The sequence below is a fragment of the Listeria grandensis FSL F6-0971 genome, assembly GCF_000525835.1.
Lineage (GTDB): Bacteria > Bacillota > Bacilli > Lactobacillales > Listeriaceae > Listeria_A > Listeria_A grandensis.
In genome coordinates, this window is sequence record NZ_AODD01000002.1 from 22,755 (window position 1) to 39,208 (window position 16,454).

20 protein-coding genes and 1 pseudogene are annotated in these 16,454 nt (G+C 42.4%); 16 read left to right on the forward strand and 5 right to left on the reverse strand.

Features of this window, described 5'->3' with window-relative positions; translation table 11 throughout:
- Window positions 1-3 precede the first annotated feature (3 nt).
- The 7 genes from PGRAN_RS00655 to PGRAN_RS00680 all read left to right on the forward strand — a co-directional run bounded on the left by PGRAN_RS00655 (window position 4) and on the right by PGRAN_RS00680 (window position 4,691).
- Complete coding sequence (locus tag PGRAN_RS00655; protein WP_036064198.1) at window positions 4-672, forward strand: WxL domain-containing protein; 669 nt, start codon at window positions 4-6, stop codon at window positions 670-672.
- A 224-nt stretch (window positions 673-896) separates the two neighbouring features.
- A complete protein-coding gene (locus PGRAN_RS16090) occupies window positions 897-1,688 on the forward strand; it encodes a copper resistance CopC family protein (RefSeq protein ID WP_077914545.1) in 792 nt (263 codons plus the stop codon).
- Window positions 1,627-2,475, forward strand: coding sequence for a copper resistance D family protein (locus PGRAN_RS16095; RefSeq protein ID WP_149023946.1), 849 nt, complete (start codon window positions 1,627-1,629; stop codon window positions 2,473-2,475). The genes PGRAN_RS16090 and PGRAN_RS16095 overlap by 62 nt, the downstream gene beginning before the upstream one ends.
- Window positions 2,476-2,490: 15 nt before the next feature.
- Entirely contained in the window at window positions 2,491-3,012 is a 522-nt protein-coding gene (locus PGRAN_RS00665) for a YcnI family copper-binding membrane protein (RefSeq protein WP_241433254.1), read from the forward strand.
- Window positions 3,013-3,119: 107 nt separating this feature from the next.
- Window positions 3,120-3,443 carry a magnetosome magnetite crystal formation protein family gene (locus PGRAN_RS00670; RefSeq protein ID WP_036064201.1) on the forward strand — a complete coding sequence of 108 codons (324 nt, stop codon included), beginning with the start codon at window positions 3,120-3,122 and terminating at the stop codon, window positions 3,441-3,443.
- 71 nt (window positions 3,444-3,514) lie between these two features.
- Window positions 3,515-4,165: an MOSC domain-containing protein gene (locus PGRAN_RS00675; RefSeq protein WP_036064204.1), complete on the forward strand. Its 651-nt coding sequence runs from the start codon at window positions 3,515-3,517 to the stop codon at window positions 4,163-4,165.
- A 103-nt stretch (window positions 4,166-4,268) separates the two neighbouring features.
- Window positions 4,269-4,691 carry a VOC family protein gene (locus PGRAN_RS00680; protein ID WP_036064205.1) on the forward strand — a complete coding sequence of 141 codons (423 nt, stop codon included), beginning with the start codon at window positions 4,269-4,271 and terminating at the stop codon, window positions 4,689-4,691.
- Window positions 4,692-4,736: 45 nt separating this feature from the next.
- Here the strand turns inward: PGRAN_RS00680 and PGRAN_RS00685 are convergent, their stop codons facing one another.
- Window positions 4,737-5,459 carry a potassium channel family protein gene (locus tag PGRAN_RS00685; protein WP_149023973.1) on the reverse strand — a complete coding sequence of 241 codons (723 nt, stop codon included), beginning with the start codon at window positions 5,457-5,459 and terminating at the stop codon, window positions 4,737-4,739.
- Between the two features lie 145 nt (window positions 5,460-5,604).
- Window positions 5,605-6,523, reverse strand: a pseudogene (locus tag PGRAN_RS00690) (COX15/CtaA family protein).
- A gap of 324 nt (window positions 6,524-6,847) precedes the next feature.
- Here PGRAN_RS00690 and cyoE point away from each other — a divergent pair.
- From cyoE to PGRAN_RS00725, 7 genes are all read left to right on the forward strand, one after another.
- Window positions 6,848-7,756 (forward strand): heme o synthase, encoded by a 909-nt coding sequence (cyoE, locus tag PGRAN_RS00695; RefSeq protein ID WP_036064208.1) that lies wholly within the window; start codon window positions 6,848-6,850, stop codon window positions 7,754-7,756.
- 119 nt (window positions 7,757-7,875) lie between these two features.
- The gene (locus PGRAN_RS00700) at window positions 7,876-8,928 is read left to right on the forward strand and encodes a CAP domain-containing protein (protein WP_036064210.1); all 1,053 of its coding nucleotides are present in this window, start codon (window positions 7,876-7,878) and stop codon (window positions 8,926-8,928) included.
- Window positions 8,929-8,997: 69 nt separating this feature from the next.
- On the forward strand, window positions 8,998-9,447 hold the full coding sequence (locus PGRAN_RS00705) for a YlbF/YmcA family competence regulator (RefSeq protein ID WP_036064212.1): 450 nt from the start codon (window positions 8,998-9,000) through the stop codon (window positions 9,445-9,447).
- A 15-nt stretch (window positions 9,448-9,462) separates the two neighbouring features.
- Window positions 9,463-9,744 carry a DUF2129 domain-containing protein gene (locus PGRAN_RS00710; protein ID WP_036064215.1) on the forward strand — a complete coding sequence of 94 codons (282 nt, stop codon included), beginning with the start codon at window positions 9,463-9,465 and terminating at the stop codon, window positions 9,742-9,744.
- A gap of 78 nt (window positions 9,745-9,822) precedes the next feature.
- On the forward strand, window positions 9,823-10,395 hold the full coding sequence (gene rsmD / locus PGRAN_RS00715; protein ID WP_036064217.1) for a 16S rRNA (guanine(966)-N(2))-methyltransferase RsmD: 573 nt from the start codon (window positions 9,823-9,825) through the stop codon (window positions 10,393-10,395).
- Window positions 10,388-10,888, forward strand: a complete 501-nt coding sequence (gene coaD, locus PGRAN_RS00720) for a pantetheine-phosphate adenylyltransferase (RefSeq protein WP_036064219.1) — start codon at window positions 10,388-10,390, stop codon at window positions 10,886-10,888. The genes rsmD and coaD overlap by 8 nt, the downstream gene beginning before the upstream one ends.
- Window positions 10,884-11,933 carry a SepM family pheromone-processing serine protease gene (locus PGRAN_RS00725; RefSeq protein WP_036065186.1) on the forward strand — a complete coding sequence of 350 codons (1,050 nt, stop codon included), beginning with the start codon at window positions 10,884-10,886 and terminating at the stop codon, window positions 11,931-11,933. The genes coaD and PGRAN_RS00725 overlap by 5 nt, the downstream gene beginning before the upstream one ends.
- A gap of 29 nt (window positions 11,934-11,962) precedes the next feature.
- Here the strand turns inward: PGRAN_RS00725 and PGRAN_RS00730 are convergent, their stop codons facing one another.
- Window positions 11,963-13,150, reverse strand: a complete 1,188-nt coding sequence (locus PGRAN_RS00730) for a nucleotidyltransferase (protein ID WP_036064221.1) — start codon at window positions 13,148-13,150, stop codon at window positions 11,963-11,965.
- A 239-nt stretch (window positions 13,151-13,389) separates the two neighbouring features.
- Here PGRAN_RS00730 and PGRAN_RS00735 point away from each other — a divergent pair, with 239 nt between their 5' ends.
- Entirely contained in the window at window positions 13,390-13,917 is a 528-nt protein-coding gene (locus tag PGRAN_RS00735) for a YceD family protein (RefSeq protein WP_036064223.1), read from the forward strand.
- A 97-nt stretch (window positions 13,918-14,014) separates the two neighbouring features.
- Complete coding sequence (rpmF, locus tag PGRAN_RS00740) at window positions 14,015-14,191, forward strand: 50S ribosomal protein L32 (protein ID WP_036064226.1); 177 nt, start codon at window positions 14,015-14,017, stop codon at window positions 14,189-14,191.
- Window positions 14,192-14,430: 239 nt separating this feature from the next.
- Here rpmF and nagA read toward each other — a convergent pair whose 3' ends face one another.
- Both nagA and PGRAN_RS00750 read right to left on the reverse strand, forming a co-directional pair.
- Entirely contained in the window at window positions 14,431-15,573 is a 1,143-nt protein-coding gene (nagA, locus tag PGRAN_RS00745; RefSeq protein WP_206537350.1) for an N-acetylglucosamine-6-phosphate deacetylase, read from the reverse strand.
- Between the two features lies 1 nt (window position 15,574).
- A complete protein-coding gene (locus PGRAN_RS00750; protein WP_036064228.1) occupies window positions 15,575-16,330 on the reverse strand; it encodes a DeoR/GlpR family DNA-binding transcription regulator in 756 nt (251 codons plus the stop codon).
- Window positions 16,331-16,454: the final 124 nt, after the last annotated feature.

The window sequence follows — 16,454 nt, forward strand, 5'->3', positions numbered from 1 at the left end:
TAGATGATGAAGCAGAAGAAAATGATGGCAGGTTTAACGATTTTTGGAATGACGATAAGTGTATATGCTGCGGGCGCTGGTGCTGCAGAATTTGATGGTCCGGATAAGGCGACGAGTGAGGCGACGGTGAACGTTTTACCAGGTAGTGGCGTGGTAAATCCACCGATTACTAATCCAATTGATCCGGAATTACCGGAGTTGCCAATCGATCCGGTTAATCCGATTGAGGGACCATTGCGTATTAATTATGTGTCAGATTTAAATTTTGATGATCATACGCTGACAGGAAGAGAGGAAACGATCTTTTCTAACGATGATGTCGTTGGTGATACTACGATTCCGGCTTTTGTGAATGTGGCGGATTTACGTGGAACAGGAACTGGATGGACATTAAAAGTATCGCAAACCGGTGAATTAGTAGAAGGTGGCGAATTACAGTTCAAGCCTGTGTATAACGGTGCCGATGATAAAATTACAACGGTAGGCGGCAACTTGAATAGCGATGGGGACGAAATTGATATTGCGATTGCTTCTGAAAATGGGGGTATGGGCTCGAACTCGATTCTGCTGGGTGGAACGGACGGTGTGGCACTTGTGATTCCTCATGATGCTAAGGCCGGGGATTATAATGCAGCGCTTCATTGGAACGTTGTTGCTGACCCAACGACATGATTAAATAACTCAATATAGCTGAATCCGCGCTTGCGTACGGCGAGGGTTTGGCGAAATGGAAGCCAGGAGTCTTTGAGGAGGTTCTGGGCTTCTTTTTTGAAGCAAATTAATTTCGTAAATAAATGGAGCATGGTATCTTAGGAGGGTAGGTGTTTTTTTTTCGCGAAGAGAAGGGGTGTGAATAGTGAGAAAAATTTTTATGGTGGGGGACGGGGCTTTTTCTAGTGGTCTGCTTCTTCTGTCTTTCGCCAACTGTGGCAAATGCCCATGCGTACTTGCAAAGTTCGACGCCAGTGGACCAGTCGACGCTTGATCAGGCGCCAAAGAAGGTCGTACTAACATTCACCGAGATGATTCAAAATGAGTATCCTTCGATCATTGTCAGGGATTCGAAAGGAAATCGTGTGGAAAAAGGAAAAGCGTTTATTAATCCAGAAAATGATCATGTTGTTGAGGTCGGCGTGCAAGATTCGCTACCAGCAGATGTTTACAGTGCGGAATGGCGTGTGGTATCAGCTGATGGACATCCGGTTTCTGGGGTTATCTCTTTTAAAGTCGGCAAAACGGATAAAAGTTTTACGACAGGTTCGGAAATAGGTGGAAATGCAACATCTGCTTGGCCAAGCACGATAGTAAAAATGGTTTTATACATAGGCTTTAGTTTGATTGCAGGGGTACTGTTGTTTTTCTTGGTGTTGTATCGGGGAATGATCGATAAACGGTTATCTAAAAGAGCGGGACGTGTGCTGTATGTTGGCGCTGGACTACTCACGCTTGGTTTCCTGTTATTTCTGCCCGTGCAAGTTCAGATCTATACAGGTGGGAAAGTATTAGATATTGGGGCCATGGGGCAACTTATTCGTCATTCTGGAATCGGACATTTATGGTTACTCCAGGTGGTGTCATTTTTATTATTAATTGCGAGTTTTATCGTTATTTTCCGGAAAAAATTGGTTGGGACGCACGTGGTCATGGCTGGTACCGCTTTGTTTGTTCGCGGTAATCTTGTTTGCTAAAGCGATGCAGGGACATGCGGCGGGGAGCTCGGATAAAAGTATCGCGATTCCGATGGACTTTCTGCATTTAGTCAGTGCTTCTGCGTGGGTCGGTGGTATTTTGGTCTTGTTCGTCCTTTTACGGAAAATGCCGGAGGAGGCCCAACTTACTTGGAACCGGTTTAGCCCGTGGGCGGCAAGCTTCGTCGGATTAATTATTGTGAGTGGTTTACTGATGAGCGTGATGAATTTGGGATCGATGCCGAAGCTATTTACGACGGAGTATGGTAAGGTTATTTTGTTGAAAGTGGCGTTGTTCCTCGTGATGGGCGCGCTTGGATTGGTGCATTATTTGTACATGCGGCAAACTGGGAAAATGATGTCGGCAAAAACGATGGTCGCTGAGTTTGGCATTGGTTTTGTGATTCTTGGTGTGGCGGCATTTTTGACGAATGTACAGACACCACCACCCGCGCCGCCGGTTGCTTTTTCGCAAGAAATAGCGACGGATTCTGGTTTTGTCTCACTGAAAATCGCGCCGGCAATCGTTGGTGATAACACGTTCCTTGTTGTGTTTACAGATCGGGATGGGCAAGTCCGGACGGATTTTCAGAAAGTGACGTTGACAGCGACCCCGAGTGGTGGCAAAAAACCAAGCGAATTCGAAGCGCTCCAAAATGCGCAAAAGGAATACGTGGCAAGTGGTTTATATTTGAATGCGACAGGGCGTTGGAAAATCAAGATTCATGCGCTTGCCAATGATTTTTCAGAGGTGGATAAAACGTTTACAATCAAAATAAAACAATAAGGGAGAGTGGCAGGAATGAAGAAATGGATGACAGGTTTATTGACAGGTGCGATGTTGGTGATCTCGCCAGTGTTGGCTAGTGCGCACGTGACGGTTGCACCAACGGAATCAACGACAGGCGCTTGGGAAACATATACGGTGAAAGTGCCTGTAGAAAAGGATAGCCCAACGATGAAATTGGTTATTAAAATTCCAACAGGTGTTGCGTTTCAGTCCTATGAGCCGGTTCCTGGATGGAATGTAGTGGTTAACAAGACGGACAACACGGTGACATGGACGGCAACAGCAGGTGGCATTAAGAATGGTCAATTTCAACGCTTTAGTTTTGTCGCGCAAAATCCAGACAAAGCCGAAACAGTAGATTGGAATGCCTATCAATACTATCAAGATGGTTCCATTGTGGAATGGACGGGAAATGAGGACGCGGATTACCCACATGCGACTACTACGATTTCGAAAGCTGTATCGGATAGCGCGACTGATTCTCACGGGAAAAAAAACAAAGCGAAGCGGCAACAGAGGATGATAAGCGTATGACTTCTGTGATACAATGGATTTCGCTAGGCATTGCTAGTTTAGCATTTGTTCTAGCTTTATGGACTTTTATAACAAAGCGAAAAAAATAACAGGAGGTTGGAAAGGGCATGACAAGCGATAAAGTTTGGGCAATTCTTTCTTATGCGAGCCATTTCTTTTTACCAATTGTATTCCCTGCTGTTGTATGGATGTTGGTTAAATCGGCGTACGTGAAACAGCATGCGAAAACGGTATTATTGGTCGACTTGGTTCCGACAGCAGTTAACATTTTGTTTCTTGTTATTGTTGGATTATACGGATTCTCAACAAAAGACAGCTCGGGGATGGTATTCATTACGATGTTTATGCTATTTGTAATCGTTGTTGTCAATGTTACCATTTTCATCTGGATAATTGTCAGAATTGTGAAGGTCGCAACAAATAAAATCTAAATAAAGGGCGCCAGAGCTTGAAAGTTCGGCGTTTTTTTTGTTAAATTGAAAGCATCAGAGAGGGTGAGGGCATGGATAGAGAAATTGTTGGGCTCGCAATTGGTGAGCCAAAAGAGATGCCAGTTGGTAAAAAGAAATCAATGATGACAGGGATTATCAAACAACCAGTAGAAAAAGCCATGTTAACGCAATATGGGTTTGTAAACGATAGTTCGCATGATTTAAGGCATCACGGTGGGCCAGATCGTACCGTGTGCATTTATCCTGCTGAGCATTATACGCGTTGGAATGAACAATTTCAAATAGCTTTACCACACGCAGCATTCGGAGAAAATTTAACCGTGACCAATATGCTTGAAAAAGATGTCTGCATTGGGGATGTATTTCGGATTGGTAGGGCGATCATTCAAGTGACAGAGGCGCGCAATCCATGTACCACGATTGGTAAACGAAATGATTTATCTGAATTATTCAAAGAAGTTAGAAATACAGGGTTTACAGGATATTTATGTCGTACGATTGAAGTGGGCGAGATTTGCCTTGGTGACAAGCTAGAATGTATTGAACGTCCAGATGATTTGGTGACAGTTGCTTTTTGTCATGAGAACATTTTGCATGGATATGGGACAGAAGAAGAACTCATTCGAATCTTAGAAGTAGAGGCGCTTTCGGAGCGTTATCGTTTTGATGTTGAGACCCGTTTGATCAATCTTGTTACTTGATTAAAAGTGTAGAATCGTGGGACTTACTTTATATGTCGGTCATAACATGATATAATCATTGGGAATGAAAGCGTTATAAATCAAATGAAGGTGGGAATAAAAGATGACATTAGGGGTTTATATCAATTTTAAAACAGAGGCGCGAGAAGCCATTGCGTTTTATGGTCAGATTTTCGGATCAGAATGCACAGATTTGATGACGTATGGTGATCTTCATGGGAAAGAAGAAGGTGGACCAGAAATGGATGACGCGACTAAGAAATTAGTGATGAATGCGAGTATTCAAATCGAGGGAGATACCGTTATGTTCTCCGATACACCGCCGTTCATGGCCAATTTCATACCTGGAAATAACGTGACACTTGTGTTAGATACGAAAGATGCGGATAAACTTACGCGTTATTTCGATGCTCTATCGGAAGGTGCTACGAAAGTGATGCCGTTACAAAAAACGTTCTGGTCTGAGAAATTCGGCCAGTTAACAGATAAGTACGGAATCGGTTGGTCCTTTAATTTATCTGCATAAAAAAGTGTTTGTGCTCTGTCGACAAGACAAGGCGCAAACACTTTTTTATGGCGTATTCTCCTCCTTTTTCTTACTATGAAGGAAGGTTTGGATCATTTGGATTTCTGATTCTGTTAGCGTGCCAGCTTGCTCGATACTTTTTGTGATTTTAGTTATTTTTTCGGAGCTATTAAGCCTTTTGTGATTGTTCGTGATAAAGCTACGAATGGTAGAAGTAAGCATCCCGATAAAACCGATTCCAAAAAGCATGAGCAGCACGGCGAGAAAGCGACCAAGGCCAGTGACTGGAACGATATCGCCATATCCGACGGTTGTTGTAGTAACGATAGAGAACCAAAGTGCATCAGGGTAGTTCTTGATGCTGGGCTCGACGAAAATAAGTGGGATAGGGATGAGTATCACGAGAATGACAAAGGTGTTGACCATCCGATTAAAGCCGTTCGTACGCAAGAAACTATACAGTGGTATAATGTAGCGCTTTCCAATAGCTGTTAGTCGCAATATCCGAATGAGGCTAACAACACGAGCCAAGCGGAAGAAACTATATACTGGTAAAATAGCGATTAGTTCAAAGAGGTGGGTTTTAATGTATTCTATTTTATTTTCAGCACGAATCAATCTTGCAAAATAATCCACCGCAAAAACGGCCCAAATAACAATATTAAGAACGGTTACTGCTGGGGAGTGTATCGGGATGGTTAGGAGAGAGAGGATGACTAAAACGAGCATAAATAGTTCATAAAAAATACTGCGACGTGGAGCTTTCAACCGATTCCCTACTTTCTTCAAGTTATTTATTCATTCTACCATAAAAAACGAAACTAGAACAAAAGGGATCTCCACAAAAATAAGCAGAATTCACGTTATCCTCTTTTTACACAGGGCGTGGATTCTGCTTATGTTTAGTTGAGATCTATCTGATGCGTAAGCGATTTTGCTTACTACGGCTAGCGAGTAGACATAGGTAGGTCATCAAGGCGAACATCATGGTGATAATTAAGCTATGTGCCAGAGCGACATATAGATTGACATTGGTAACCACGGACATGATACCCGTAAACGCTTGGGCTGCTACGAAAATAATTTCGAGTACCATCGCATATTTTAGGACGCGATAATGGCTGTACTCTCGGAATACAATCCAAGTGACATACAAAATCCACACGACAAGGATGAGAGCGGCAAGGCGATGCAAATATTGTACATAATCTTGCACATTGGTTGGCATGACGAACTTACCGTTCTCAAAAGGCCAGGCAGGTACGGCGAGGCTAGCTTTTTCATGACGTACGAGCGCGCCGGTGTAGACCGAGAGATACGTGTAAATCGTGAGCAGGTAGATGTTCACTTTTAGCTTTTTGCCAATGACCATGTTTCGGGCGTCGAACTTGTTGTCCACTTCAAAGATAAGGAGACAAAGTAAGACGATGGCAGCATAACAAATGATCGAAATACCGAAGTGTAGCGCCATGATGTAAGGGTTTTGTCCCCACATAACGGCTGCAGCGCCCATGAAAGCCTGCAATACTAGGAATGCAACAGCAATAATCGCAAGTGGTTTCGTTTCGCGACGATCTTTAATATAAATCCAAGCTAGAATGGCTAAAACAATAACGAAAATAGAGCTAATTCCTGTTGTGAGTCGGTGCATAACCTCGATAATTTTTTTCTGGTGTAATGTCTGTTAGGCGAACAAATTGTCCATTACAAAGCGGCCAAGTATTACCGCAGCCGTCTGCAGAACCCGTTTTTGTCACAAGCGCGCCGCCGAACACAACGAATGTCATGCACAGAATTGTCAGCACGGACCAGACTTTTAGAAATGTTTTCATGTTTGATGGTTTCCTCCTTCGTACGTATGTATTAATTCAAAACTGAGCATACAAATAAATTGCATTGCCATATACTATCTCATTTTAACTTGTTTGAAGGTGTAAGTAAAGAGTGTGGCTTGTGAAATCAGAAGGCGAACCAAAAGTTGCATAGGCAGTTCTTCTTGCTCAAATGAAGCTTAATGGCTTGACAATTAGGGTGTTTATTTCCGATAATAGTTAGGATGGCGTTCATAAGGACAATGTAAACTAATGAGCAATCATAGGCCTAATAATCTATGTGAAAAATTTGTAAAGTGCAACAAAAGCTAAGGGGGAAAACAAGTGAATCAAATGGAGAAGACAGCAAATGTGGATACTGCTGCGAAGCTCACTGTGAAAGATTTTACGGAACTCGTGAAGATTGGGATTGTTAATTCCAACACGATTACAGCTTTTACAGGGATGTGGCTCGCATTTCAGTTAACGAACGTTTCGTTTATGCAGAATCTCGACGTTCTTATTTTTACAATTTTGGGGTCAGGAATGGTCGTGGCTGCGTCGGGTGCGTTTAATAATGTGATTGATCGCGATATTGACGGGATTATGGAACGGACGAAAAATCGCCCAACGATGACGGGTAAAATTTCTGGGAAACGGGCGCTTCTCATCGCGGCGGTTCTTGGTATTGTCGGTGAAGCATTGCTATTTATGACAACGTGGCAGGCTGGTGTTATCGGCTTGATTGGTATTTTCCTATACGTCGTTGTTTATTCTATGTGGGCCAAGCGGAAATTGGTCAGCAATACAGTGATTGGTAGTTTTTCGGGTGCTGTGCCGCCGCTTATCGGTTGGTTTGCAGTAGAGCCGACGTTTAGTGCTGTACCGATTATGTTGTTCCTCGTGATGTTCTGCTGGCAACCACCGCATTTTTATGCGATTGCGATTAAGCGGAAAGAGGAGTATGCAGCAGCCGGTATTCCTATGTTACCCGTTGTAAAAGGCATTGAACGGACAAAATGGAGTACGCTTTTCTGGGTGGTACTTTTGACGATTTTACCGTTTTTCATGTGGGAATTGGGCCTTGTCTATGTTATTTTGGCGACAGTTTTAAACGTTATTTGGTTAGCGTTATGCCTGTATGGATTCAAAATGGAAGACAGCATGAAGTGGGCGCGAATCAGCTTTGTATACTCGATTAATTACATGACTATTTTGTTCGTATCGATGGTCATTATCGGTGTATTTTTATAAGATAAAAGCCTGACTTTGCGGTCGGGTTTTTTATTGCGAAAAAATTCGCTTTTCTTACTAGTAATTTTGACGAAAAGCCGATACAATAGAGAGAGTAGCATGAAGGAGTGCAGAAGTCTATGCGATTTATTTTACGAACACTTTCTGTGGTGGTGGTGTGTCTTTTTGTCGGCTATTACACGGATCTATTTTTTGAAACGCCTACAGATGTGAATTCTGTGGAAGATAAGGCTGTGCAACAAGGGAATGTAGATAAAAATAAAACAAATGAGAATGATCCAAAAGCGGAGACGGCAACTAGTCTTGCGGCTTATATTAATAAAGATATATCAGTTCTGGAGAAGATATACGGCGATCCAAAGCGGGTTGATGAGTCTCCATATGGGTATCAGAATTACATTTTCCATCAAACAGATGACCAGTATATGCAGGTTGGTGTGGTTAATCAGAAGGTACAAACGATTTATGGTCTCGGTGATAAGTTGCCGCTAGCGCCGTTTAAAATCGGGATGGCGACGGAAAAAGTTTTTCTGAATATGAAATTGCAGTCGGAGATTACGTTTAATTACGAGGACAATTACTATCGGTTTGAGTTGTCGGAGGATGAGCTTAATATTCGGCCGCTAATCAGCCTTGGAAATGGTGTGTATGCACAGGTGAATTTTGATAAATTTGAGTCAAAGGTCATCAGTGTGCGCTATTTCAATAAGCTGTCGCTGATTAAGATGCATCCGTACGAAATGACGTATCAAGGGGATATTTTTAAAGATGTTGTGACGGGCGCGGAATGGGACAAGATTGATAAAGCGTCGGACCAACAAGTATTTGATATTTCGAATATTTTCCGTAGTCGCTACGACAAGAAGCAGTTGGATTGGAACGAAGCGGTTGCCAAAGTAGCGTACGGGCATAGTGTGGATATGTATCAGAACAAATATTTTGATCATGATTCACCGACATATGGTTCGCTTGGCGATCGGATGAGTCGCGCAGGTGTCGATTATCAGAAGGCTGCGGAGAATATTGCATCGAATTATTTGGATGCTCCGGCGGCGGTAGAAGGTTGGTTGAACTCGGCTGGACACCGCAAGAACTTGTTTGATGATAGTTTCACGGACATGGGTGTTGGAACTTATCGGAAATTTTACACGCAGAACTTCTTGCAAAAGTAAAGCGTTTTTTGCAGAATCGTGTTATAATGGAGCTTGTAATTTGATTTACGATGGAAAGAAGGTGGCAAGATGCTTGCTACAATGGAAAATCTGGCGCTACTCGATATGTCAGATGACCTTGCATCGATGATTTTGGAGTCAGTAGAAGCGGATCGATATCGCGAATGCTTACACCAAATGACGACAAGTTTACCAACCGATCAGCGTATTAAGCGCTTGGCAAAAATAAAGGAACAATATGATGAAGTGCAACGTTTTGGTCGCTATCATCCGGATTATAAAGAAGTGAATCGTTTGGCTCGTCAATATAAACGTGAGGTTGACATGGATGAGTATGTCGCAGCGTTTCGGCAAGCGGAGATGGATTTACAAAGTTTACTCGATGAAATTAGTTTTATTTTGGCAGATGCTGTCTCGGAAAATATTAAGGTTCCAACTGGAAATCCGTTTTTTGAATCCAAGTCTTCTTGTTCTACAGGTGGATGTGGCACAGGTGGCGGTTGTAGTTGCTCAGCTTAAGAGGGAGGAAAGGCAATGGAGAATGAACGTCAATCCATTATTATTTGGATGAATCATTTGAAACAAGTACGTTCTTTAAAGCGTTTTGGAAATGTGCACTATGTTTCTAGGAAATTGAAATATGCGGTGTTGTATTGTGATATGGTTGATGTGGAAGAAATTTCAGCTAAATTATCGCGGTTCCATTATGTGAAACGTGTGGAGTTATCGTATCGGCCGTTTTTAAACACGGAATACGAATCGAAGAAAGACATGAAGTTTCGTGACCGCATGGAAGACGTACAAATCAGTATTTAATAACAATAGCGGCATGATTCGGCCTTGTTTTTGCGAGGTTGGGTGATGTCGTTTTGTATTTTGGAGGTACATATATAGATGAGAGTTATTGCTGGAGAACGTAAAGGGCATCATTTGAAGGCGGTGCCAGGAACGAATACAAGACCGACCACGGATAAAATTAAAGAGTCGCTATTTTCGATTATTGGCCCTTTTTTTGATGGGGAGAAGGTGCTTGATTTGTTTGCTGGAAGTGGCGGATTGGGTATCGAAGCGCTCAGTCGTGGGGCAAGCGAGTGCGTGTTTATTGACCAGGCGCAAGCGGCGCTTAAGACGGTACACGGGAATGTGGCGGCGTGTCATCTGGAAGAACGGTCGCATATTTTTAGGAATGAAGCGAAGCGGGCGCTTAAAGTTTTGACGAAGAATGAGTGGTCGTTTGATCTAATTTTTTTAGATCCGCCATACAAGAAGCAGCAGTTGGAGCAGCTTTTGACGTCGCTTGCGGAGCTTGCGTTGGTGAACGATGCGGCATTAGCTATTTGTGAGCATGATGCGGATGCGTTGTTGCCGGAAATCGTGGCGGGATTTAAAAAAATTCGGGAAGAGCGCTATGGCATTACGGTGCTGTCGATTTTCGAATATGAGAAGGAAGTGGCCGAAAATGAATAAAATCGCGGTTTGCCCGGGTAGTTTTGACCCGATTACGAATGGACATTTGGATATTATTACGCGCGCGGCAAAGGTTTTTGATGTGTTGTACGTGGCCGTTTTGAATAATTCGTCGAAGAAGTCGTTGTTTGATGTGGAAGAACGGATCTATTTGATGGAGCAGGTAACAAAGCATCTACCAAATGTGCACGTGGAAAGTGCGTCAGGATTGCTTGTCGATTATGCGAAGCAAAAAGAAGCGGATGTGATTGTGCGCGGGTTGCGGGCGATTAGTGATTTTGAATATGAGATGCAGATTACATCGATGAACCGCGTGCTGGATGATCACATTGAGACGTTTTTCATCATGACGAGTTCGCAGTATTCCTTTTTAAGTTCGAGTATTGTGAAGGAAGTGGCGCAGTATGATGGTAATATTGCTGAACTTGTACCACCGATCGTGCACCAAGCGTTGTTAAATAAACTAGGAATACAGGAGAAAAAAGATGATTAAAAAGAATTGGAAAAAACTCTTAGCTGGGCTGATCGTCTTGGCTTTAGTTGTCGCATTTTTTGTACCGTTACCATATTATGTTACGAGACCGGGGAGCGCCGACAAGTTGAGTCCGCTCGTTTCAGTGGAAGGATACCAGAGCAATAGTGAAGGCGTATTTCGTTTGGTGACGATTGCGATGGGGCAAGCCAACATATACGCTTATTTAGCGGCGAAAGTGTTGCCATATCAGGAGATTGAGAAAGAATCCGATGTTCGTGGAGAAAATGAGACGGATGAAGAATATAATGTACGCCAATTATCGCTCATGAATCAGTCGAAAAACAACGCGATCCAGGTGGCTTATAAAGCGGCGGGGAAATCGGTGAAGGTGGAGTATCGCGGTGTTTATGTGCTCAGTGTGATGCCGGATGCACCAGCTGCGAAATATTTAGCTGCAGGAGATTTGATTACGGCCATCGATGGTAAGACGTTCGAATCTAGCGCCGAGTTTATTAAATATGTACGCAGTAAAAAAGTGGGGGACAAAGTTGAGATCAGCTACAAACATCAAGATAAATCTGAAAAAGCATCGATTGAACTGATTGACATTGATAAAAAAGGAATGCCTGGCATCGGAATCTCACTCGTTGATGACCAAAAGCTAGTGACCGATCCTAAAATAACGATTGACTCCGAAAAAATCGGCGGGCCATCCGCGGGTTTGATGTTCACGCTTGAAATTTATAATCATTTTGGTAAGACCGATTGGACAAAAGGGCATAATATTGCAGGCACGGGAACCATTGATGTAGACGGGAATGTGGGCCGAATCGGCGGTATTGATCAAAAAATTGTTGCAGCAGATCGCGATGATGTCGAAATTTTCTTTGCTCCAGATGATACAGTGACGCCAGAAATGAAAAAGGCGGACCCTAAGGCTGTGAGCAATTATCAAGACGCGGTGAAAACAGCGAAAGCGATTGATTCTAAGATGAAGATCGTCCCTGTAAAGACATTCCAAGACGCACTAGATTATTTAAAAACAGTGAACGAGAAAAAATAGAGACCAGAGAAAAACTTTGACCGCTTGGATCAAAGTTTTTTTCTATATGGTGATGTGTGATAATCGCGTAGAAGTTGGTCTCCTAAGCTTGGCGAAAGTGAATACAGTTTTGTCGCTAAAACATCTTTTTGAATGAGTGCTGGGTCGGTCTTTGAGGCGGTGCTGACAATCGGCAAAGTAGCTACTTTTTTAACTTGGCTGAGGTATCTTTGCCCCGCGGAGGACATACCTAAAAGGCGAATATAATTTTGTGTGGGCGCTTTTGTTTTTGCTTGTTGTGCGAGTATTTGCAAGGAGACTCGCTTGATTCGAGCGCTGCTGTAACGCTTTGTTGTCACAGCGCCTAGGAATTCATCGAAATTTGTTGCAAGTTGCGTTGCTTGTTGCAGACGGTTCTCAATGCCTTCAGAAACGCCGCGTATGGCCTGTAACTGACTTGTTGGCGCCGTCATCAATTGATAACGCAGTAACGGCCAAAAATCATCCCATGACACGAAGGAGTATGTCTCACGGTATTTGTGCAAAATCGCAAGTGTGGTTTCGGGTACGTATTGTTTCACTGATTGCCAATCATTCGCCAGTAACATGCGGCGTATAGCGGTCGCGCTAGCAATAGAATGGTGCGCCGGGCTTTCATCATGGTAGCCTGCACTTTGCCGAGTCATCGTTGCAATTTCTATCCTTTTTCGTTGCTCGATGATAGCCCGCGTATAGTGGAATCCCAGTATGTTATTGGGTTGTGCTAAATCAAGCGCTAAATTGGGTGCTATTTCGCGAATTGCTAAATTCCAAGCTACAGCATAACTATTCGCCTTATCCTCCAAGAAACGACCCATAGCGGCTTTAAAAGGTATGCTTTGTTCTGTCAACAACTTTGCAGTCTGAGTAAAGGCGTCCGCATCTCCATTTTCACTTCCAAAAAAGAGCGTCTGCACACCAAGCGCATCTAGAATGTCAACCGCACCGTTTGCAAAAATATCTGCTTGTTGCGTAGCGAAATGAAACGGCAATTCTACTACAAGGTCGACACCAGCATCGATAGCCATTTGCGCGCGCTCCCATTTTGGAAGAAGAGCTGGTTCACCACGCTGTAAAAAAGAACCGCTCATTACCGCAATGATAACATCGGCATCGGTTTGTTTCCGAGCTTCCCGCAAATGCAAGAGGTGCCCATTATGAAAAGGATTATACTCTACGATAATGCCTGTTGCTTTCAAAATTATCAACTCCATGTCACAATAGTAATAGGTATTTTGATATTTAAATGAGTTAGGGTAACCTATATTTGATCTCGAAAAAAATAGATGTTTTTAAGAAACTTGTCGATGCTTACCTTCGATTACTTCCAGAATACCATAAAATCGCGCATGATAACATGATTCGCTTAATAAATAGGGATTGACAAAAGGCTTAGAAAAGTCTATAATATTTTTTGTTGCGCTTGGAGTGATAAACGATGAAATGGTCATTAATTCAACTACAGAAATACCGTGGTAAGAAAGTGCCGTTTGAGCAGGAAATAGATGTGGCAGAATACTTGAAAGAGCATAATCACGATGTCCGTGAAGCAAGTCTTGTACGTGTTTCAGGAGATATTACAGTGCGCCAAGATTCTGTGTTAATCAATCTTGTTTTGGATGGAACGCTGACATTGCCATGTGCCAGAACATTTGAAGATGTTCTTTATCCGTATCATATCGAATCTATCGAAACGTATGTGAACAAAGAGGAGAAGGTACTGGATGAGATGCATCACCTTATGGATGGCGATAAAATTGATGCGTTACCGGTGATTGAAGAATTACTTTTGTTAGAAATTCCGATGCAAGTCTACAGCGATAACATAGAAAATGCGTTATCAGAAGGAAACGATTGGAATGTCGTGACAGAAGAAGAACTGGAGCAACAGGCAATACAAGCAGAAACAAAAGTGGATCCTCGTCTTGCAGGATTAGCCGATTTCTTTGATAAGAAAGAAGACTAATTCTAAGAGCTGGAATATATTTTAAGAGAAAGAAATTTTTCTTAGATGGATTGCGATGAGGGAGATATCCTAAAAGTCGCGAAGGAGGTGTATGGAAATGGCAGTACCTTTTAGAAGAACATCTAAAGCAAAAAAACGCAAGCGTCGTACGCACTTCAAATTACAAGTGCCTGGTATGGTTGAATGCCCAAATTGTGGCGAGTACAAACTTTCTCACCGTATTTGTCCTGAATGTGGTCAATATAACGGCAAAGAAGTAGTAGAAAGCAACTAATATGCGTGAACAAAAGCAAGCGAAACGTACGCTTGCCCAAATAAAAAAACCAGAAGACGCCATGGATCTTCTGGTTTTTTTGTTGAGGTTCTTATGAAGCGTTCCCTGCGCTGAATTAGAACATCAATATGCATGCGAACAAAGTGAGCATGTAATCCTTCAGTGGTTCTTATGACGCAAAGCCAGAATAACTGCCCGGTACACTAATTGAAACTATACATACATATAATTCCCATTCACTAAAGGGAAACTAACAAGCCATCCAGTAAAACGTTAGACACTTCAAAATGCTCATCTAGAAAAACCAAATTTGCAATGTTCCCAGCTTTAATGGCACCTAAATCTTCGAGCCCTAAAATAGTTGCAGGAGTATTAGAAGCCATTTGAATAACATCAGAAAGTGGAATTCCCATCTCTGTTCCAATTTTTAAGGCTTGGTTCATGGTAACGGTGCTGGAAGCTAATGTGCCATCTGTTAAACGAGCTACTCCATTTAATACAGTAACGTGATGTCCACCGAATTGATATTCACCGTCGCCAACACCCATTGCTTGCAAGGCGTCGGTGATCAAAACCATTCGCTTGGCAGTTTTTACTTTATGCATTAATCGAACCATGCCTGGATGAAGGTGAACGTTGTCTACAATAGCTTGAATACTGACTTGATCATTTTCTAAAGCTGCGGTAGTAATGCCAGGGTTTCTATGGTGGATTTGAGGCATGGCATTACAACAATGGGTGATATGTGTTACACCGTGATGAAAGGCGATACTTGCTTCCTCGTAAGTCGCATTGGTGTGTCCAGCAGCCACAATGATATCAAGTGATCTAAGATAATCAATCAGCTCCGTTGCTCCGGGGAGTTCTGGTGCTATCGTAACCATTTTGATCAATCCATTGGCGTGTTCTATAATTTTCCTCATTTCGTTTAAATCGGGATGTCTAATAAAGTGAGGATCCTGCATTCCTTTTTTCTCGATATTTAAGTAAGGCCCTTCTAAATGAATGCCTAAAATTTTGGCGCCTTCTTCTTTACCGATGACTTGTTTTACGGCTTCGATCATGGCTGTAAGTTGCGCTAATGATGAGGTGACAGAAGTGACGAGAAAGCCAGTGCATCCTGTTGCTAGGCATTTCTTTGATACTTCCTGAATGCTTTTTGTTGTGCCATCCATCATATCGTAATGATTTGCGCCGTGAATGTGAACATCGATCATTCCGGGGATTAGCAATTCTCCTAACCCATCGATTATTTTGTCAAAATGACTTTCGGGATTCTGTGAACTAATCGCTTGAATTCGTCCGTCTTCTACTTGAATATAGGCGGGTTCTTTTCCTAGTTCTGTCGCGATAACAACATTTTTAATAAGGGTACGCATCATTTTACTCTCCTTCGATAATACAAGCTATATTTTGTTCTTTTAGGGTATCTAGAAGTGTTTTTGGAATGGGGCTGTTTGTAATAATGGCGTCGATTCCTGTGAAGTCCATCTTGAAATTAGTTGTGACATGAAACTTGGAACTATCGATCAATAGATAGGTCTTGCTTGCGTTATCACTAATGGCTTGATGTAGCTGGATATCATCAAATTCTGGGTAGAAAATACCTTGGTTTGTAATTCCGGAAGCGCCGATAAAGGCAACATCGAAATGAAAATGCTGGATTTGTGCGATGGTCGAGGCTCCATTTAATAGGTGAAAATCTGCGTGAAAAAAACCACCGAGTAAATAAATACGTTGCTTCTGCTTTGAAAAGGACAGCGCGTTGTCTACCGAGTTGGTCACAAGAAATGTATCTGGCGTGGCCAAATGTTCCGATATTAACTGGACGGTGGTGGAGACATCTAGCCATACTGTGTGCTTGTCATGGATGAGTGAAGCAGCTCTTTTTGCGATGCGTTGTTTGGCATGACTATGTTGTATTAAACGGTCGGTGTAATTTTCAATTTGTTGTTTTAATTTGGGGAGTGTGACCCCGCCGCGTGTTCTTTCCGCTAGGTCTTGTTCCACGAGTTTTAGAATATCTCGTCGGGCCGTGTCTTTAGAGATTCCGAAATAGCTTGTTAAGTCTGGGAGTGTGAGAGATTGTCTTTCTTGTAGCAAGTCTAAAATTTTTGCTATGCGCGCTTTTTGTTCCATATGCATCACCAAGTTTAGTATACAATATAAAAGTAAAGTTTGCTAGTTATTAAGTTTTTTTTATATTTTTATAAGTTTTTATAAGTTTTTTAAGAATGTTACGTGGCGTTTTTTCTTAAAAATG